Annotated in this window: 21 protein-coding genes; 10 read left to right on the top strand and 11 right to left on the bottom strand. The window is 67.6% G+C overall.

Annotated features, from left to right (window positions below; genetic code table 11):
- The first annotated feature begins 14 nt into the window (after positions 1-14).
- Genes nrdE through HWD99_RS12880 form a run of 3 tightly spaced genes read left to right on the top strand, consistent with a single transcriptional unit; the run spans position 15 to position 4,073 of the window.
- A complete protein-coding gene (gene nrdE, locus HWD99_RS12890; protein WP_241796773.1) occupies positions 15-2,135 on the top strand; it encodes a class 1b ribonucleoside-diphosphate reductase subunit alpha in 2,121 nt (706 codons plus the stop codon).
- A 31-nt stretch (positions 2,136-2,166) separates the two neighbouring features.
- On the top strand, positions 2,167-3,147 hold the full coding sequence (nrdF, locus tag HWD99_RS12885) for a class 1b ribonucleoside-diphosphate reductase subunit beta (RefSeq protein WP_241796658.1): 981 nt from the start codon (positions 2,167-2,169) through the stop codon (positions 3,145-3,147).
- A gap of 29 nt (positions 3,148-3,176) precedes the next feature.
- Positions 3,177-4,073, top strand: a complete 897-nt coding sequence (locus HWD99_RS12880) for a hypothetical protein (RefSeq protein ID WP_241796657.1) — start codon at positions 3,177-3,179, stop codon at positions 4,071-4,073.
- A 12-nt stretch (positions 4,074-4,085) separates the two neighbouring features.
- Here HWD99_RS12880 and HWD99_RS12875 read toward each other — a convergent pair whose 3' ends face one another.
- The 3 genes from HWD99_RS12875 to HWD99_RS12865 all read right to left on the bottom strand — a co-directional run bounded on the left by HWD99_RS12875 (position 4,086) and on the right by HWD99_RS12865 (position 7,264).
- Positions 4,086-5,084 (bottom strand): hypothetical protein, encoded by a 999-nt coding sequence (locus tag HWD99_RS12875; protein ID WP_241796656.1) that lies wholly within the window; start codon positions 5,082-5,084, stop codon positions 4,086-4,088.
- Between the two features lie 160 nt (positions 5,085-5,244).
- Entirely contained in the window at positions 5,245-6,924 is a 1,680-nt protein-coding gene (gene pgi, locus HWD99_RS12870) for a glucose-6-phosphate isomerase (RefSeq protein ID WP_241796655.1), read from the bottom strand.
- A 40-nt stretch (positions 6,925-6,964) separates the two neighbouring features.
- Positions 6,965-7,264 carry an ATP-dependent DNA ligase gene (locus HWD99_RS12865; RefSeq protein WP_241796654.1) on the bottom strand — a complete coding sequence of 100 codons (300 nt, stop codon included), beginning with the start codon at positions 7,262-7,264 and terminating at the stop codon, positions 6,965-6,967.
- Between the two features lie 147 nt (positions 7,265-7,411).
- Between HWD99_RS12865 and HWD99_RS12860 the strand changes: the two genes are divergently transcribed.
- Entirely contained in the window at positions 7,412-8,425 is a 1,014-nt protein-coding gene (locus tag HWD99_RS12860; protein WP_241796653.1) for a hypothetical protein, read from the top strand.
- 48 nt (positions 8,426-8,473) lie between these two features.
- On the top strand, positions 8,474-8,806 hold the full coding sequence (locus tag HWD99_RS12855; RefSeq protein WP_241796652.1) for a hypothetical protein: 333 nt from the start codon (positions 8,474-8,476) through the stop codon (positions 8,804-8,806).
- Between the two features lie 9 nt (positions 8,807-8,815).
- On the opposite strand, the gene HWD99_RS12850 is transcribed toward HWD99_RS12855, so the two are convergent.
- The gene (locus HWD99_RS12850; RefSeq protein ID WP_241796651.1) at positions 8,816-9,427 is read right to left on the bottom strand and encodes a flavodoxin family protein; all 612 of its coding nucleotides are present in this window, start codon (positions 9,425-9,427) and stop codon (positions 8,816-8,818) included.
- A 109-nt stretch (positions 9,428-9,536) separates the two neighbouring features.
- Between HWD99_RS12850 and HWD99_RS12845 the strand changes: the two genes are divergently transcribed.
- Positions 9,537-9,740: a hypothetical protein gene (locus HWD99_RS12845; protein WP_201470347.1), complete on the top strand. Its 204-nt coding sequence runs from the start codon at positions 9,537-9,539 to the stop codon at positions 9,738-9,740.
- A gap of 3 nt (positions 9,741-9,743) precedes the next feature.
- On the opposite strand, the gene HWD99_RS12840 is transcribed toward HWD99_RS12845, so the two are convergent.
- The 3 genes from HWD99_RS12840 to HWD99_RS12830 are packed head-to-tail and all read right to left on the bottom strand — an operon-like array spanning position 9,744 to position 11,158.
- Positions 9,744-10,346: a GNAT family N-acetyltransferase gene (locus HWD99_RS12840; protein ID WP_241796650.1), complete on the bottom strand. Its 603-nt coding sequence runs from the start codon at positions 10,344-10,346 to the stop codon at positions 9,744-9,746.
- A 4-nt stretch (positions 10,347-10,350) separates the two neighbouring features.
- Positions 10,351-10,743: an ImmA/IrrE family metallo-endopeptidase gene (locus HWD99_RS12835; RefSeq protein ID WP_241796649.1), complete on the bottom strand. Its 393-nt coding sequence runs from the start codon at positions 10,741-10,743 to the stop codon at positions 10,351-10,353.
- A gap of 37 nt (positions 10,744-10,780) precedes the next feature.
- On the bottom strand, positions 10,781-11,158 hold the full coding sequence (locus tag HWD99_RS12830) for a helix-turn-helix domain-containing protein (protein ID WP_241796648.1): 378 nt from the start codon (positions 11,156-11,158) through the stop codon (positions 10,781-10,783).
- A gap of 93 nt (positions 11,159-11,251) precedes the next feature.
- On the opposite strand from HWD99_RS12830, the gene HWD99_RS12825 reads away from it, so the two are divergent.
- The 3 genes from HWD99_RS12825 (at position 11,252) to HWD99_RS12815 (ending at position 12,975) form a co-directional block, all read left to right on the top strand.
- Positions 11,252-11,476 (top strand): XRE family transcriptional regulator, encoded by a 225-nt coding sequence (locus HWD99_RS12825; protein WP_241796647.1) that lies wholly within the window; start codon positions 11,252-11,254, stop codon positions 11,474-11,476.
- 135 nt (positions 11,477-11,611) lie between these two features.
- On the top strand, positions 11,612-12,541 hold the full coding sequence (locus HWD99_RS12820; protein ID WP_241796646.1) for an aldo/keto reductase family oxidoreductase: 930 nt from the start codon (positions 11,612-11,614) through the stop codon (positions 12,539-12,541).
- Between the two features lie 41 nt (positions 12,542-12,582).
- On the top strand, positions 12,583-12,975 hold the full coding sequence (locus HWD99_RS12815; protein ID WP_241796645.1) for a PLDc N-terminal domain-containing protein: 393 nt from the start codon (positions 12,583-12,585) through the stop codon (positions 12,973-12,975).
- 9 nt (positions 12,976-12,984) lie between these two features.
- Here HWD99_RS12815 and HWD99_RS12810 read toward each other — a convergent pair whose 3' ends face one another.
- Both HWD99_RS12810 and HWD99_RS12805 read right to left on the bottom strand, forming a co-directional pair.
- The gene (locus tag HWD99_RS12810; RefSeq protein WP_241796644.1) at positions 12,985-13,971 is read right to left on the bottom strand and encodes an epimerase; all 987 of its coding nucleotides are present in this window, start codon (positions 13,969-13,971) and stop codon (positions 12,985-12,987) included.
- Positions 13,968-14,597 carry a DUF4166 domain-containing protein gene (locus HWD99_RS12805; protein ID WP_241796643.1) on the bottom strand — a complete coding sequence of 210 codons (630 nt, stop codon included), beginning with the start codon at positions 14,595-14,597 and terminating at the stop codon, positions 13,968-13,970. Before HWD99_RS12805 ends, HWD99_RS12810 begins: the two co-directional genes overlap by 4 nt.
- A gap of 77 nt (positions 14,598-14,674) precedes the next feature.
- Between HWD99_RS12805 and HWD99_RS12800 the strand changes: the two genes are divergently transcribed.
- Positions 14,675-14,968, top strand: a complete 294-nt coding sequence (locus HWD99_RS12800; protein ID WP_241796642.1) for a Dabb family protein — start codon at positions 14,675-14,677, stop codon at positions 14,966-14,968.
- A 25-nt stretch (positions 14,969-14,993) separates the two neighbouring features.
- Here HWD99_RS12800 and HWD99_RS12795 read toward each other — a convergent pair whose 3' ends face one another.
- Complete coding sequence (locus HWD99_RS12795; RefSeq protein WP_241796641.1) at positions 14,994-15,974, bottom strand: NYN domain-containing protein; 981 nt, start codon at positions 15,972-15,974, stop codon at positions 14,994-14,996.
- Positions 15,967-16,962, bottom strand: a complete 996-nt coding sequence (locus tag HWD99_RS12790; RefSeq protein ID WP_241796640.1) for a Gfo/Idh/MocA family protein — start codon at positions 16,960-16,962, stop codon at positions 15,967-15,969. Before HWD99_RS12790 ends, HWD99_RS12795 begins: the two co-directional genes overlap by 8 nt.
- Positions 16,963-16,994: the final 32 nt, after the last annotated feature.

Below are 16,994 nucleotides of genomic sequence, written 5' to 3'. Positions count from 1 at the left end.
CGGTCGCGTTCAAGATGAACCCGAGCTACGAGGGTCTCGACTATCACGCCCTCAACGCGATGCTCAACCTGTACGACGCGAACGGGAAGATCCAGTTCGACGCCGACAAGCGTGCGGCGCGCGAGTACTTCCTGCAGCACGTCAACCAGAACACCGTGTTCTTCCACTCGCTCAAGGAGCGTCTCGACTACCTCGTCGAGAAGGAGTACTACGAGCCGGCCGTGATCGAGCAGTACTCGCTCGATTTCATCCAGAAGCTCAACGATCTCGCGTACGGCAAGAAGTTCCGCTTCGAGACCTTCCTCGGCGCCTTCAAGTACTACACGAGCTACACGCTCAAGACCTTCGACGGCAAGCGCTACCTCGAGCGCTTCGAGGACCGCGTCGTGATGACCGCCCTCGGCCTCGCCGACGGTGACGAGAAGCTCGCGATCGCCCTGGTCGAGGAGATCATCTCCGGTCGGTTCCAGCCCGCGACCCCCACCTTCCTCAACGCCGGCAAGGCACAGCGCGGCGAGCTCGTCAGCTGCTTCCTGCTGCGCATCGAAGACAACATGGAGTCGATCGCCCGCGGCATCAACTCCGCCCTGCAGCTCTCCAAGCGCGGCGGCGGCGTGGCGCTGCTGCTCTCGAACATCCGCGAGTCCGGCGCGCCGATCAAGCAGATCGAGAACCAGTCCTCGGGAATCATCCCCGTGATGAAGCTCCTCGAAGACAGCTTCAGCTACGCCAACCAGCTCGGCGCCCGTCAGGGTGCGGGTGCGGTGTACCTCAACGCCCACCACCCCGACATCATGCGCTTCCTCGACACCAAGCGTGAGAACGCCGACGAGAAGATCCGCATCAAGACGCTCTCGCTCGGCGTCGTCGTGCCCGACATCACGTTCGAGCTCGCCAAGAACGGCGAGGACATGTACCTCTTCTCGCCCTACGACGTCGAGAAGGTCTACGGCGTGCCGTTCGGCGACATCTCGGTCACCGAGAAGTACCGCGAGATGGTCGACGACGCCCGCATCAAGAAGACGAAGATCAACGCGCGGGAGTTCTTCCAGACCATCGCCGAGATCCAGTTCGAGTCCGGCTACCCGTACATCATGTTCGAGGACACGGTGAACAAGGCGAACCCGATCAAGGGTCGCATCAACATGTCGAACCTCTGCAGCGAGATCCTGCAGGTGAACACGCCGACCACGTACAACGACGACCTGTCGTACGACCAGATCGGCAAGGACATCTCCTGCAACCTCGGCTCGATGAACATCGCGCTGTCGATGGATGCCGACGACCTCGGTCAGACGGTCGAGACGGCGATCCGCGCGCTGAGCGCGGTGAGCGACCAGAGCCACATCCGCTCGGTGCGCTCCATCGAAGACGGCAACGACCGCTCGCACGCCATCGGCCTCGGCCAGATGAACCTGCACGGCTACCTCGCTCGCGAGCACGTCTACTACGGCTCCGAAGAGGGCATCGACTTCACGAACATCTACTTCTACACGGTGCTGTTCCACGCGCTGCGCGCCTCGAACAACCTCGCGATCGAGCGCAAGCAGGCCTTCGACGGCTTCGAGGACTCGACGTACGCCTCGGGCACGTTCTTCGACAAGTACATCGAGCGCGCCTGGGAGCCCGAGACCGAGAAGGTCAAGGAGCTGTTCGCTGGCAAGCACATCCCGACGCAGGAGGACTGGGTGGCGTTGAAGGCGTCGATCCAGGAGCACGGCATCTACAACCAGAACCTGCAGGCGGTTCCGCCGACCGGCTCGATCTCGTACATCAACAACTCGACGTCGTCGATCCACCCGATCGCGTCGAAGATCGAGATCCGCAAGGAAGGCAAGCTCGGCCGTGTCTACTACCCGGCCGCGTTCATGACGAACGACAACCTGGAGTACTACCAGGACGCGTACGAGATCGGCTACGAGAAGGTCATCGACACGTACGCCGCCGCCACCCAGCACGTCGACCAGGGCCTGTCGCTGACGCTGTTCTTCAAGGACACCGCCACGACGCGTGACATCAACAAGGCTCAGATCTACGCATGGCGCAAGGGCATCAAGACGATCTACTACATCCGTCTGCGTCAGATGGCGCTCGAGGGCACCGACATGACCGAGTGCGTCTCCTGCATGCTCTGAGCCGGTCACTGAACACGAGAAACGACGAATCATGACTCCCCACCCCCCGCTCAAGCTGGTCGACAGCGTGCAGGCGATCAACTGGAACCGCATCCAGGACGACAAGGACCTCGAGGTCTGGAACCGTCTGGTGAACAACTTCTGGCTGCCCGAGAAGGTGCCGCTGTCGAACGACGTCCAGTCGTGGAACACGCTGACGCCCGAAGAGCAGCTGCTCACGATGCGCGTGTTCACCGGCCTGACGCTGCTCGACACGATCCAGGGCACCGTCGGCGCCGTGTCGCTCATCCCCGATGCGATCACCCCGCACGAGGAGGCCGTCTACACGAACATCGCGTTCATGGAGTCGGTGCACGCGAAGAGCTACTCCTCGATCTTCTCGACGCTCGCGTCGACGAAGGAGATCGACGAGGCGTTCCGCTGGTCCACCGAGAACCCGAACCTTCAGAAGAAGGCTCAGATCATCATGGACTACTACCAGGGCGACGACCCGCTCAAGCGCAAGGTCGCCTCGACGCTGCTCGAGTCGTTCCTGTTCTACTCGGGCTTCTACCTGCCGATCTATTGGTCGTCGAAGGCGAAGCTGACGAACACGGCCGACCTCATCCGCCTCATCATCCGCGATGAGGCCGTGCACGGGTACTACATCGGCTACAAGTTCCAGAAGGGTCTCGAGAACGAGACCGAGGAGCGTCGTCAGGAGCTGAAGGACTACACCTTCAACCTGCTGTTCGAGCTCTACGACAACGAGGTGCAGTACACGCAGGACCTCTACGACGGCGTCGGCCTGACCGAAGACGTCAAGAAGTTCCTGCACTACAACGCCAACAAGGCGCTGATGAACCTCGGCTACGAAGCGATGTTCCCCTCGACCGTCACGAACGTGAACCCGGCGATCCTGTCGGCGCTCTCGCCGAACGCCGACGAGAACCACGACTTCTTCAGCGGTTCGGGATCGTCGTACGTCATCGGCAAGGCCGAGGCCACCGAAGACGACGACTGGGACTTCTGAGTCAACGCTGAACATCAAGGAGGGGGCGGATGCTGCGGCATCCGCCCCCTCCTTCGGGTTTTGGGGCGCTCATGGTCGCTCGTGAAGTCACTGTCAGGCCGCGGTGGTCGATGGTCGCGGCAGCATCGACGCCGGTGTTCCTCGCGCACGCGACCGGGATCTCGGCTCCCGACCTGGTCGGCGACGCAGACGACATCTCGTCGGCCTCGACAGCGATTCCCCTTCCCACCCCGAACCATGTCGGATGTTCGGGGCAAGCTGTGTCATCACAGCTCGACGGAGGAGATGACATGGAACTCTTGGCAACCCTGGGAGCGGCGGGGATCACCGGCGTGCTCGCCTTCGCAGGCGTGGCGCTGCAGCACGCAGCGCCCCGTGAACTTCGGCGGGCTCGGCAACTGTCGGCCGAGCTGGAGACGATGGAACCGGATTCGCCGGCGGCACGCCTGGCGGCGGCTGCGCGCGATGACCTGGTCACAGCGTCGGTGATCAGGACGATCGTCACGCCCTGGTCCTGGGCGCGGGGAATCACCTTCGGACTGCTGGGGGCGGCGCTGACCCTCGCCGTCGTCGCGCTGGTCCCGACTGTCCACGGGCTTCTGGCGACGGCACAAGGGGTTCGAGACGATACGGCAACGCTGCTGGCGCTGATGCTCGGGGGCAGCTCGGCAGCGCTCCTGCTCGTCGCACTGTTCCCGGCAGTGCACTCCGACAGGCAGCTCAGGCGGCTGAGAACACGGTTCCGCGCGGCGTGGGGACTCGGGGACGAGTTGCAGATGAGGCGCGTCACAGACGTGGTGCCGACTCCGGACGAGCGGAGTCGAGATCGTGCGCTCCCTCACGCGGACGAACTCGCCCGGGACGTCGACTCGGAAGAACGGATGCACGGCGTGCGCGATCACCGATCCAGAGTCGGGAGGGGATGAGTCGCGGGCGCCTCAGCCGCGCTCGTCGGCCAGACGGGCCCGTCGCTCTTCCTCGCGCTTCGAATAGGTGGCGGCGCGGATGGCGTCGTCGGACTCCAGACCTGTGCCCAGGGCGCCGCCGAGCGTCGCCGCCGACGCGACGAACCACGTGAGCACGAACAGGTCGCCGGGTCCGACGGTTCGACCGAGCGAGTCGCTCATCACTGTCATGTCGAGCACGAAGAGCGCCCAGGCGAGGTTCACGATGTACAGCGCCAGATAGCAGATGACGATGCCGATCGTCAGAGTCAGCAGCGTCGAGGTGTTGTAGAGGCGAGATCTCTCACGCGCTTGATACGAGTCGTCGTCAGGGTGGTCCCAGAGCCTGCCGTCGATGATGATCCAGGCGATGATGATCGAGATGGAGGCCACCGTCGCCGCCACCAGACGCCAGCCCGACAGCGAGCTGGCGAGCGACCACACCGTAGGCTCGATCGTCGCCACCGCACCGGTCGCCAGTGCCGCGACCAGTGCGGACTTGAGCCCTGCCGCGAGCATCCACGGACGGTTGGCCAGCACCATGCCCCGCAGCACGCGTCCCCGGGCACTGATCCCGGGGAGTGGAAGGCGCTGCTCCACAGGTGAAGCGGGTTCGGCCATTCCGTCGACGAGACCTCGTACCGCGTGACGGGCGCGGCTCTGCACGCGGAAGCCGCCCAGGGCGGGGAGCGACAGCACCGCGGCCCGGCGTCGGGAATCGATCGCCGCCAGCAGATAGGGGCCATCGTCATCGCGAAGCGGAAGCTCAGTGACGCCGATGACGAGATCCCATCGCTTCTGCGTCGCGTGCACGCGAAGTCGGTCCAGGGCGACGTCGACGTGTTCAGAGCCGAGGGTGAACGGCTCGCTGACGAGTTCCACGATCCAGCTCCCGGCACCGTCGGCGAGCGGCGGCGTGAGGTCTGTGATCCGACGCGCGACGGCCGTGGGGGAGGCCGGATCTGCCACGAGCCCCACTCGGATCGGCTCCATCTCCGCAACCTACACCCGCCTCGCGTCGCCCGCATCGGCATCGGCGGCTCCCGAGCCACGGACGGACCGCCGCGGGAGAGGCGGGCGGTCCGTCGTCGCCCCTTCCGCAACACGAGAAGGGGCCGGATGCCATGGCATCCGCCCCCGTTGCGCGTCCCGCTTACTTCCGGTTCGCGGCGTAGTACGCCAGCAGCGCCTTGGTCGAGGCGTCCTGCGCCGCGACGGCGGACTCGTCGCCGCCGATGGCGGGCGCGATCTGCATCGCGAGCTGCTTGCCGAGCTCGACGCCCCACTGGTCGAACGAGTTGATGCCCCAGATCGTGCCCTGCGTGAACGTGATGTGCTCGTACAGCGCGATCAGCTGGCCGAGCACCTGAGGGGTGAGTGCGGGCGCGAAGATCGACGTGGTCGGCCGGTTCCCGGCGAACGTCCGCGCGGCGACGAGGGCGCCGGTCGTGCCCTCGGCCTCGACCTCCTCCGCGGTCTTGCCGAACGCGAGGGCCTTGGTCTGGGCGAGGAAGTTCGCGAGGAACAGCTCGTGGACATCCTGTCCGCCGTCGGTCAGCGGGTACGCCGGGTTGACGAAGGCGATGAAGTCGGCGGGGATGAGCCGGGTGCCCTGGTGGATCAGCTGATAGAACGCGTGCTGTCCGTTGGTGCCGGGCTCGCCCCAGAAGACCTCGCCGGTGTCGGTGGTGACGGGAGAGCCGTCCCAGCGCACCGACTTGCCGTTGGACTCCATCGTCAGCTGCTGCAGGTACGCGGGGAACCGGCTCAGCTGCTGCGCATAGGGCAGCACCGCGTGCGACTGCGCCCCGAAGAAGTTCACGTACCAGACGTTCAGCAGCCCCATCAGCACGGGGACGTTGCGGTCGAGCGGTGTCGTGCGCACGTGCTCGTCGACGGCGTGGAAGCCTGCGAGCAGGTCGCGGAAGGTGTCGGGGCCGAGGGCGATGGCGAGCGACAGGCCGATCGCGGAGTCGACCGAGTAGCGGCCGCCGACCCAGTCCCAGAACCCGAAGGCGTTGGCGGGGTCGATGCCGAACGCGGCGACCTTGTCGAGCGCGGTGGAGACCGCGACGAAATGATGGGCGACCGCGTCGGTGCGCGCGTCGTCGTCGTCGGTGATGGCGCCGGATGCCGTGAGGCCGGCCCACAGCCAGTCGCGCGCGAGGCGGGCGTTGGTGAGCGTCTCGAGAGTGGTGAACGTCTTCGAGGCGACGATGAAGAGCGTCGTCTCCGGGTCGAGGTCGCCGGTCTTCTGGGCGAGGTCGGTGGGATCGATGTTCGAGACGAAGCGCGCCTCGATGCCCGCATCCGCATACGGCTTGAGAGCCTCGTAGACCATGACCGGGCCGAGGTCGGAGCCGCCGATGCCGATGTTGACGACGTGGGTGACCTTCTTGCCCGTCACTCCCCGCCACTCGCCCGTGCGCACGCGCGAGGCGAAGGCGCTCAGTGCGTCGAGGACGGCCTGCACGTCGGCATCCACGTCCTGCCCGTCGACGACGAGAGCGGGCGACGCCCCGGCCGGGCGGCGCAGCGCGGTGTGCAGCACGGCCCGGTGTTCGGAGGTGTTGAGGTGCGCACCCGTGAGCATCGCGGCGTAGCGGTCTGCGACACCCGTCTGCTCGGCCAGACGAAGCAGGGCGGCGAGCACCTCCTCGGTGAGGAGATTCTTCGAGAGGTCGACATGCAGGTCGGCCAGGGCGAACGAGAGCGACTGCGCGCGGTCGGCGTCGGCGGCGAACCAGCCGCGCAGATCGGGGGTGAACGCACCGTGCAGGGCGGTGAGCTCGGACCAGGCGGAAGTGGCTGTCGGATCAACGGGAGCGGTCATGCTCCCACGCTACTGCGACCCGTGATGCTCCGCGCGCCGGTTACCGCACGGGCTCCGGCGTGAGGTAGAGCCCACCCGGCTGGGAGGCGGTCACCGCGAGATCGCGGAGCCAGTCGCGGTTGATGTCGCGCGACCGAGTGCCGGTGTAGGAGAAGGCGAGGGCGCTCGCGGGGTGCACCCACACGGTCGTACGACCGCCGCCGAGGCTGAGATCGTCGCGCCAGGTGAACGCGAACGGCTCCCCCCGACGCAGCTTCGCCGTCATGACGAGCTGGAGGTGATCGAGCGCCCTGTCCTCGATATGGACGCGCGGCCCTCGGTTGTATGTGAATCGTCCCATCGGCCGCGTCTCCTCGGTGCCTGAGGCCTCAGCCTCCCACGAGGGCACCGCGCCGCGAAGGGCCTGTACACGGCGCACAGGACGGAGGATCATGCCCCTGCATTCCGGATCGGTGGCGCCGGTGCGACCCGCCCTAGGATGGCGGAGATGACCGAGCTGAGCCTTCATGAGACCCGTGCGCGGTCGAGCATCTCTCGTCTCCTGATCGTCACCCCGCTGCTGGTGGGCGTGATTTTGCTCGCCGCTGCCGTCGGCTGGACGCTCGTGAGTGGCGACCTCGGGTTCTTCGGCTTCCTGCTGATGCTGATCGGCGGCTGGGCTGTCGCCTTCGCGTTCGTGAACGCGACCCTCGAGATGCGGCCTCCCGCGCTCGGCGCCATCGTGCACGTGGGTGTCGCTGCCGCCCTGACCGCGCTGATGTACTGGGCGATCGAGCACGGCGGAGAGCCTCTCGCGGCGCTGCCCGAGGCGGCCAGGGCAACCGTCGTGGTGCTGCAGATCGCCGCCGCTCCCGCACTCGGCTGGATCTGGCTCGGTCTCATCTCTCGGATCACCGACCTCTTCTCGCGGCACGACTCCTCGCGCCGTCCGGCACCGGTGGCGCCGACGTGGGAGCGCGACGCGAGCGGCGACGGCTCGGTCGTGGAGTTCGCAGCGGTCGCTGTGCGGATGCGCGAGATCACGGCGTGGATCGTCGCGATGGTGCTGGTCGGCGGTCTCGGCGGCGTCGCGGTCCTCATCGCCCTGGACGACGTCTTCGTGCAGGCGGGGCCCAAGATCGCGGTCATCGTCGTCGGCCTGGTGATCGCGCTGCCGGCGTATCTGCTGTTCCTCGCCGTCGTGCGTCGGCGCACCGTCGCGTGCCGGGTCGCGTTCGGCAACGACGAACTGCGCATCCGCGTCGCATCCGCCGTGCATGTCATTCCGTTCCGGCAGATCGAGCGCCTCGTCTGGCGCACCGCGAGCGACTACGCGCGCGTCGAAGTCCGTGGAGCGCAGGCCGATCTCTCTCTCGTCGTGGGGCTCGCGAAAGCGCGTGCGGGGCGCACGTCCGAGCTTCCCGCCCTGCCGCGTCGGGTCTTCCGCAGGTTCGAGCTGGCGGGTCTGGATGTCGAGCGGGGGCGCCGCGACGATATCGTGACATTCTGCCGACGCCGGTGATCGGCAGTCCTGTGCGTATCGGGGCTCGCGTCGGGGTACGGTTCACTCATGGGAAGACTGCGATACGACGGCACATCGGAGCCGATCCTCATCGAAGACGAGACGCTTGCACACCTCAAGGTGATCATCGGCACGAAGCTGCGCCGGCAGGAGAGCTTCATGATGACGTGGCACCCGACCGAGGGCGGCGACCCCGGCCGGGTGACGGTGTGGATCCATCCCGCGATCCCGCTGCAGTTCCTGTTCAGCACCGCCGAGTCGCAGAACATCGAGAAGTCGCGTATCGAAGACATGATGCACGCCCTCAACGCGACCGGCGAACTCGTGATCGACGAATTCGTGCAGCCGAAGGTGCTCAGCGCCGGAGCGCCCGCCGCCTGAGCGCCCGGGCTACTCCGCGGGGTAGCCGCCGTCCGTGAGGTCGCGGGCGAGGTGTGCGGCGTTCCTCGCTGCCGTCGCGGTGGCCTGAGCGACCTTCTCGGGGGTCTTGGGAAGGTCCTTGTAGTCGACCGTCTGCATCGCCTCGCCGTTCCAGTACACCGATCCCTGGGCGGGAATCGTGTAGCCCACGTCGTTCAGCGACTGGAAGAGGATCGCCGCGATGTGGTGGGCGCCGTCCTCGTTGCCGACCACGGCGGCGATGGCGACCTTGTCGAACAGGATCGGCCGCCCCTGGTCATCGGTCTCCGCGAGTTCGGCGTCGAGGCGCTCGAGAACACGCTGGGCGACGCTCGAATGCTGGCCCATCCAGGTGGGGGTCACGAACACGAGGATGTCGGCCGCGAGCACCCGCTCGCGCAGCGTCGGCCACTCGTCGTCGCCGCCCATGTCCGCCTCGACCCCGGGGCTGATCACGTGATCGACCACGCGGACCAGGCTCCCCGTGACGTCGTGCTCGGCGAGGGCATCGAGGATCTGGGATCCGAGGAGGTCGGAGCTCGACTCGGCGGGGGAGGGCTTGAGGCTGCAGGTGAGGGCGAGAGCGGTGAGCGTCTTTGTCATGGGAGCGACGAAACCATGCCGTGCGCCGCATGTGCAGGGGCTTTCGTGCGGGGGATCTCTGCGCTAAAGGTATCCTTGATGCTGGCCGGTTGTTCAGACAGGAGACCCCGTGATCCTCAGCTTCATCTTCTTCATGATCCTCTTCCTCGGAGGCATCTGGCTCATGGGGCTCGCGCAGTCGCTCGAGGACTTCCAGGCGATCGTCTTCATCGCCGGGATCCTCATCGTCAGCCTGTCGCTGGCGTTCGTCATGCGTCAGCGCGGTTCGGCGACCCGCCGCAAGGACAACTGGTCGGGCAACGCCACCGAGTGAGGCTCAGCCTCGCTTGGCGAGCCTCGCTTCGAGGTTCGCCTTCACCGCGGGCCACTCGGGCTCGATGATCGAGAACTCGACGCTGTCGCGCAGTGCGCCGTTGCGGTAGCGGCTGATCGCCCGCATCACGCCGTCCTGCTTCGCGCCCAGGCGTTCGATCGCCGCCCGCGACTGGAAGTTCACCCACTGCGTCGTGAGGCCGACGCGGAACACGCCGAGCTCGTCGAACGCGTGGCGAAGCAGGAGCAGCTTGGACTCGGCGTTGGTCCCCGTGCCATGCGCCGAGGGCCTGTTCCAGGTGTACCCGATGTGCAGTCGTGGAACCTCCTCCACGATGTCGTAGAACGAGGTGAGGCCGAGCACCCGCCCGGATGCGTCGAAGGTCGTGAACGGGATCATCCCGCCCGTCTCGACGAGCCCGAGGCGCCGCTCGATCTCGGCCGCCAGCCCGTCGGGAGACGGCACCGAGGTGTACCACGCGTTCTTCCACAGGTCGCCCTCCAGAAGCGCCTCGAGCAGCCCGTCGTGGTGGGACGGCTCGAGCGGACGCAGCTCGACGAGGCGTCCTGTCAGGGTGATCGGTGCAGGGACGGTGCGGAAGCTCATGCACTCATTCAACCAGCGCGACGGCACCGCGCTGGAGCAGGCGCTGGTAGGCGAGCACGATCTCGATCGTGACCCCGAGCTCGAACGCGAGGCTGGCCGGATGCGCACCCCGCAGCTCCTCGGCGTCGGCGTACGACCGAGGCGTGATGAGCAGGCGCGCCGCCCACTCGTCGGCCCGGTGCTCCTGACGATCGCGCAGGGCATCGTCCGACGTGGGCACATGCCCGAGCACGGCGTGCGCCAGCTCGTGTGCGAGGACGCTGCATGTCGCACGGCTGCTCATGCCGGGGTCGATGCGGATGGTCGCGGTGGCCGGTTCGAAACCTCCGCGCGAGGAGCCGCGGCGCTCGACGAGGCGCAGACCGTGCTGCTCGACCAGTCGGAGAAGTTGCTCCATGCGCGGCCTCCTCGATCGACGTCGTCGGTCGCGGACCTCAGTCGTAGAGGTCGTCGGTGTCGCGGCCGTGGGGGAGCTCGGATTCGAACGCCACCTCGGCGACATTGTCTCGTCGACCGGGGACATCGGCGCGGGGACGCAGAGCGGTGATGACGGCGTCGCCGCGACCGGACTCCGTGCGCATCCGCTCCTCGGCGCGCTCGAGGACGACATGGGGATCGAGGCCGACGACGGCGCTCACGAGATACAGCACCGGGACGGGGATGTCGCGCTTGCCCGTCGTGTAGTTGTCGAGTGCGCTTCGCGAGAGTCCGATGTCGCGCGCCATCCGCGCGATGCTGCTGCCGGCGGCGGCGATCTCGGCCTTGAGCTGCCGCCCGACGGCCCTGTTGTAGTTCTCGGCAGGTGTCGTCACGTGAGTCACGATAGCACCGGGGCGAAGCCAGGATGCCGCCATGCTGGTGCGTGCGGTCTTGATGCGTCCCGCGCGCGGCGATAGTGTCGTCAGGTGACGACAGGCATGCGACGTATGATCGCGCAAGCGGTGAAGCGAGAGCTCGCCCACGCCGGCGCGACCGCGGCGTCGGTGTCCGAGAGGTCGGGCATCGCGGTCGAGAAGCTCACCGCACAGCTCTCTTGTCGACGGGACTTCACCATCACCGACCTCGCTGCCATCGCGCAGGTGCTCGGCATTCCGGTCTCGCGTCTCGTACCGCCGCCCTCCGATCGGTGAGCCCGGGGCCCGGTGACGATCAGGGAGGATGACGCTCGCGTGCTCTGGGGACGGCCGCGAGCCGGGGGATGCGGTCGGAGGCGCGTGGGGTCGCGCTCCGGCCGCATCCGTGCGCGAGGGACTAGCGTGGACGGCATGAAGAATGTGCCCTTCGGCTCCGCGTCCGCCCCCGCCGTCATCGCCGGAATGATGCGCATCGACGACAAGGACGATGCGCAGATCCGCGAGCTCTACGACGCCGCCCGGGCCAGCGGCATCGACTTCTTCGACCATGCCGACATCTACGGCGGCAGCATGCACTATTGCGAAGCCCGATTCGCCGACGCGCTGCAGCTCGGCTCGGCGGAGCGGGATGAGATCGTCCTCCAGACGAAGTGCGGCATCGACCCCGCGCAGCAGGCGTTCGACTTCTCCTACGAGCACATCGTTCGTCAGACGGAGGGATCGCTCCGTGCGCTCCGCACCGACCACCTCGACGTGCTGCTGCTGCACCGTCCCGACGCCCTGGTCGAACCCGAGGAGGTCGCCCGCGCTTTCGACGAGCTCGAGTCCGCCGGAAAGGTGCGCGCCTTCGGGGTCTCGAACCACACGCCGCGGCAGATCGACCTGCTTCGTACCGCGGTGACGCAGCCGCTGGTCGCGAACCAGCTGCAGCTCTCGATCACGCACGCGCCGATCATCGCCCAGCCGATCGCCGCCAACATGCTGGCCGAAGACCAGAGCATCGTGCGCGACGGGGGAGGCATCGTCGAGTACTGCCGCATCAACGGCATCACGATCCAGGCATGGTCGCCGTTCCAGGGAGGGTTCTTCACGGGCGTCTTCCTCGGCAACCCCGACTACGCCGAGCTCAACGCCGTGATCGATCGGCTCGCCGCATCGTACGGTGTCGAGCCGATCGCCATCGCCACGGCCTGGATCACGCGACACCCCGCGAAGATGCAGGTCGTGCTCGGAACGACCACACCCTCGCGGGTGCGCGATGCCGCCGCCGGAGCCGACATCGAGCTCACGCGTGCCGAATGGTACGAGCTGTTCCGCGCGGGCGGGCATCTGCTGCCGTAGCCGCCCGGGCGCAACCGCCGCGCGTCGTCTACCCTGAACTCATGCCGTTCCTGTTCTCGATCCTCGTCATCGTCCTGATGATCGGCGCGCTGGTCGACATCATCACGCGCGAGGACTCGCAGGTGCGGTTCCTTCCGAAGATGGCCTGGGTCGTCATCGTCATCCTGCTGCCGTTGATCGGCGGGCTGCTCTGGTTCGCGATCGGACGGGAGTACTCCGAGGCGGGCCTGCGCATCCCGCGGATGCGGACGGCCGGTCGCCCGAGTCGTCGGCCCTCTCCTCAGCCCGCCCCGCAGCCCTCGCCGCCCACAGACACGCGCACGACCGAGCAGCAGATCGCCGACCTCGATCGCGAGATCGAGGAGTGGCGTCTGCGTGCGGAGATCGAGAAGCGCAGGCGAGAGTCCGACGGCGACGGATCCCCGTCGCTCTGACAGACGTCTCTAGGCGACGACCGGCACCTCGAAGGACTCGCGCACTGCCGCGTCGAGCTCGGGGTAGGCGAACGCGAACCCTGCATCCGCGAGCTTCTCGGGCAGAACCCAGCGGCTCTTGAGGATCAGCTCAGTCTCGGTGCGGATGCCGATCGCGCCGAGCTCCAGCATCCATCGCGGCATCGGCGGTCCGACGCGCACGCCGGCCTCGCGGCGCACGGTGGCCATGAACTCGCGATTGTCGACAGGGTTCGGCGCAGCAGCGTTGACGGGACCGTCGAGTTCGGGATGCACCTCGAGGAAGTCGATGATGCGCGCCACGTCCTCGACGTGCACCCAGCTGAAGTGCTGACGCCCGCCGCGAGCACCGACGTCGTGCCCCGTCCCGGCCGCACGGCGAGCCCGGCTCACCGGCCACCGTCCATCGAGCTGCGTGCCGCCGAGTCCCAGACGGGCGAGGGTGCGCAGCGGTCCCAGCACACCGCCGTGGCCGAGCACGATCGCACTGCGCAGCGCGACGCGTCTCGTGCGCGGCAGGTCGTCGGCGAACAGAGCGCGCTCCCAGGCCGTGGCGACCTCGACCGAGAACCCGCGGCCGATCTCGCCGGTCGACTCCGTCATCGGACGATCCTCGGCGTGGCGGTAGATCGTCGCCGTCGAGGAGTTGACCCACAGGGCGGGCGGGGTCTCGGCCCTCGCGATCGCGGTGCTCAGGGATGCCGTGGTGTCGAGGCGGGAGCGGAAGATCGCCGCGCGGTTCTCAGGCGTGTAGCGGCAGTTGACGCTCTTGCCCGCGAGGCCGATGACGAGTGACGCTCCGTCGACGGCCCGGTCGATCGCCCCCTGATCGCCCCAGGCGATGTCGGCACCCGATCGGGAGATCGTGACGACGTCGCGGCCTGCCTCGCGGAACCTCGGGAGCAGGTACGTTCCCATGAATCCGGTCGACCCGCCGATGACGACCCGGCCGCCGGGCGTCGGTGCGCCCTCGCTCATGCCGTCTCGCTCTCGATCGAGTACTCGAAGAAGCCCGTGTACTCGTACACGCGACCGAGGAGAGGGGCGTCGATGGTCATGTTCACATGGTGGCGCTCGCGCTCGTCGTCCCACCGCTCGACCAGCCCGATCGTGGGCCGCAGGAACGCGGGGGCGGCGATGCGCAGTCGGCCGATCCGCAGCCCGACCTTGCGGATGCTCAGCACGACCGCGCCGTCGCGCACATCGATGTCGAACGTCGTCACCACGGTGCGGCGGGGGCCGATCTCGTTGCGGAGGATGCCGGCGGGGGTCAGTTCGACGACATCCGGCATGACCCAGGTGCGGCCCGGGAGGTCGAAGTGGCGGACGGCGAGCGCTCGGCCGTCGACCGTGCGGTTCTCGATGCGGAAGGGGACGTCGGTCTCCCATCCTGCGAAGGCCACGCCCAGTGCCTCGGCGATGCGGAACGCCGGCCACAGCCAGCGATGCCGAGACCCGGCGGTCGTGAACGTGCCCCGTCCGACGCCGACGTGCCCGTCGGGGATCGTGCGAAAGTACCATCCCGTCTTCGGGTGCAGCTCGTCGATGCGCTCGCCGAGTGCGCGTTCATAGGGGGACGCGTGGGGGTTCTCCGCAGCAGTCACGGGTCCAGCCTAGGCGGACGGATGAGAGGATCGAAGGACATCGAGCGCCGATCCGATCTGAGCACCGAAGAGGTTCCATGACCATCCAGCACACCGTCGTCTTCCGCCTCGTCCACGAGTCAGGATCCCCGGAGGAGCGCGAGTTCCTCGAGACGGCGAGATCAGTGCTCACGGCGATCCCCGGCGTCGAGGAGTTCGCGGTGCGGCGCCAGGTCAGCCCGAAGAGCGACCTCGAGCATCAGTTCTCGATGGTGTTCGCCGATCAGAGCGCCTACCGCGCGTACAACGACCATCCCGCGCACACCGCGTTCGTCGCGGACCGCTGGGTGCCGGAAGTCGCGTCGTTCCAGGAGTACGACTTCGTCGAGTGAGGAGCGAGCGGGCTGCGGGTCCGCGTCAGGCGGCCGGCTCCCGCAGCCGCACGAGGCGCTCGTGGCCCGTCTCCTCGAGTTCGGCGATGTTCTCGCGTGACTTGAGGAAGTCCGAAAACGAGCGGTAGCCGAGCGCCTTCTCACTGAACGACGGATCCATGCGCCGCATGTGCGTCTTCACGGCCGAGCTGTGCAGCCACTCGTCGGCATCCGCCTTGTCGTGGCCCAGCCTCAGTGCGCGCTGCAGCAGTTCGGTGGCCTCGCCCTGCTCGGTGCCCTCACCCTGCTCGTCGACCTTCGTGGGAGCGGTCGTGGCGGCCGCTGCCTTGGTCTTCGCCGTCTTCGACGGCTGTCGAGTCTTGACCTTGACCGCGGGCTCGGCGACCATCTCGGGCACCTCGACCACGGCCGGGGCCGGCGCCGCCGAGGGCTTGCTCGGGCGCACCACTCCGGGAAGCGAGTCGTAGGCCTCGAACTCGTCGCACGCGGCGGCGAGCGACTTGGCGGTGGAACCCGCGACGCCCACGCCGATGACGTAGCGGCCGAGACGCTTGCAGCGCTGTGCGAGCGGCACGTAGTCGCTGTCTCCGGCGACGATCACGACGTGCGTGAGGTCGGGCAGGCGGAACATGTCTTCGACGGCGTCGACAGCCAGGCGGATGTCGGCGCCGTTCTTCGCGTAGGCGGCGGCCGGGAAGAGCTGCACGAGGTCGACCGCGCGGGCGACGAGCTGCGAGCGGTACACGGCGTTGACGGGCGACGACCAGTCGGCGTACGCGCGCGTGAGCACGAGGGTGCCGAAAGAGGCGGCGTAGTCGATGATCGCGCCGACCTCGATCATCGCGCGGGAGAGCCGTTCGGTGACCTCGGGGTCGGTGGGGTTCTCGGTGATGCGCTGGCGGTCCTTGCCGTAGGCGTTGCGGCCGTGCACGCGGTCGTACCAGGAGATGACGATGTTGTCGAAGTCCAGGTAGACGGCGACGCGGGCGTCGTGTGCTTCAGCCATGGTTCACTCCCTCGTTCGGGTACCGGACGCCGATCTGGGCGCGGATCTCATCGAGCGTGCCCATGATCGCGACGGTCTCGGCGATCGGCAGAATGTCTCCCTCGAGGATGCCGTCGCGCACGAGACGCTCGGCGGCCTCGGCCTGATACTGCATGCCACGCCCCTCGACCTGCGAGACGTACTCCTCGACGACCGTGCCGTCGGGCTGCACGACGCGGAAGGTCGTGGGCGTGTACCAGACGCGGTCGATGTCGATGCGGGCATCGGTGCCGATGATGCTGGCGGCGTTCGGGCCCGCGGCGCGCGAGGAGGAGATCGTGGTCGAGATCGCGCCGCCGTCGTGCGTCATGATGGTGGCGACCTCGGCGTCGGCGCCGGTCTCGATCAGCCGTGCGGTGGCGGTGATGTCGGCCGGGGCGCCGAGCACGTCCCAGACGAACGAGATCGGATAGATCCCGAGGTCGAGCAGTGCGCCGCCGCCGAGCTCGAGGGCATTGAGCCGGTGCGCCGGATCGGACGAGATCTTCTGGGTGTGGTCGGCGGTCACGACACGGATGTCGCCGAGGGTTCCCGCCGCGAGGATCTCGCGGATGCGGACCATGTGCGGCAGATACCTCGTCCACATCGCCTCCATCGCGAGCAGGCCGCGTTCGGCGGCCAGACGCTGCAGGTCTTCGGCCTGGGCGCGATCGACGGTGAACGCCTTCTCGACGAGCACATGCTTGCCGGCTTCGAGGGCGAGGCGGGCGTTCGCGTGATGCATCGGGTGCGGGGTCGAGACATAGATGATGTCGACCTCGGGGTCGGCGACCAGCGCCTCGTACGAGGGATGTGCGCGGGCGATGTCGAAGCGCGCCGCGAACGCATCCGCGGACTCCTGGGACCGCGAGCCGACCGCCACCAGATCGAGTCCGGCGGTGCGCAGATCGGAAGCGAAGGCGCCGGCGATACCGCCGGTCGCGAGGATTCCCCATCGAAGACCAGTCATGGTCTCAGCGTAGAGGGTGGCGCCGATGCGCG

Origin of the sequence: Microbacterium sp. C5A9 (assembly GCF_022627955.1) — a bacterium.
Taxonomy (GTDB): Bacteria; Actinomycetota; Actinomycetes; order Actinomycetales; family Microbacteriaceae; genus Microbacterium.
Note: the sequence above shows the minus strand (reverse complement) of the source record. Positions and strands in the feature narration are given on the sequence as shown.

Excerpts from the sequence above, each read along its gene's own strand:
- nrdE (WP_241796773.1), top strand. The coding sequence starts at position 15 with ATGAACCCGAGCTACGAGGGTCTCGACTATCACGCCCTCAACGCGATG.
- nrdF (WP_241796658.1), top strand. The coding sequence starts at position 2,167 with ATGACTCCCCACCCCCCGCTCAAGCTGGTCGACAGCGTGCAGGCGATC.
- HWD99_RS12880 (WP_241796657.1), top strand. The coding sequence starts at position 3,177 with ATGCTGCGGCATCCGCCCCCTCCTTCGGGTTTTGGGGCGCTCATGGTC.
- HWD99_RS12875 (WP_241796656.1), bottom strand. The coding sequence starts at position 5,084 with ATGGAGCCGATCCGAGTGGGGCTCGTGGCAGATCCGGCCTCCCCCACG.
- pgi (WP_241796655.1), bottom strand. The coding sequence starts at position 6,924 with ATGACCGCTCCCGTTGATCCGACAGCCACTTCCGCCTGGTCCGAGCTC.
- HWD99_RS12865 (WP_241796654.1), bottom strand. The coding sequence starts at position 7,264 with ATGGGACGATTCACATACAACCGAGGGCCGCGCGTCCATATCGAGGAC.
- HWD99_RS12860 (WP_241796653.1), top strand. The coding sequence starts at position 7,412 with ATGACCGAGCTGAGCCTTCATGAGACCCGTGCGCGGTCGAGCATCTCT.
- HWD99_RS12855 (WP_241796652.1), top strand. The coding sequence starts at position 8,474 with ATGGGAAGACTGCGATACGACGGCACATCGGAGCCGATCCTCATCGAA.
- HWD99_RS12850 (WP_241796651.1), bottom strand. The coding sequence starts at position 9,427 with ATGACAAAGACGCTCACCGCTCTCGCCCTCACCTGCAGCCTCAAGCCC.
- HWD99_RS12840 (WP_241796650.1), bottom strand. The coding sequence starts at position 10,346 with ATGAGCTTCCGCACCGTCCCTGCACCGATCACCCTGACAGGACGCCTC.
- HWD99_RS12835 (WP_241796649.1), bottom strand. The coding sequence starts at position 10,743 with ATGGAGCAACTTCTCCGACTGGTCGAGCAGCACGGTCTGCGCCTCGTC.
- HWD99_RS12820 (WP_241796646.1), top strand. The coding sequence starts at position 11,612 with ATGAAGAATGTGCCCTTCGGCTCCGCGTCCGCCCCCGCCGTCATCGCC.
- HWD99_RS12815 (WP_241796645.1), top strand. The coding sequence starts at position 12,583 with ATGCCGTTCCTGTTCTCGATCCTCGTCATCGTCCTGATGATCGGCGCG.
- HWD99_RS12810 (WP_241796644.1), bottom strand. The coding sequence starts at position 13,971 with ATGAGCGAGGGCGCACCGACGCCCGGCGGCCGGGTCGTCATCGGCGGG.
- HWD99_RS12800 (WP_241796642.1), top strand. The coding sequence starts at position 14,675 with ATGACCATCCAGCACACCGTCGTCTTCCGCCTCGTCCACGAGTCAGGA.
- HWD99_RS12795 (WP_241796641.1), bottom strand. The coding sequence starts at position 15,974 with ATGGCTGAAGCACACGACGCCCGCGTCGCCGTCTACCTGGACTTCGAC.
- HWD99_RS12790 (WP_241796640.1), bottom strand. The coding sequence starts at position 16,962 with ATGACTGGTCTTCGATGGGGAATCCTCGCGACCGGCGGTATCGCCGGC.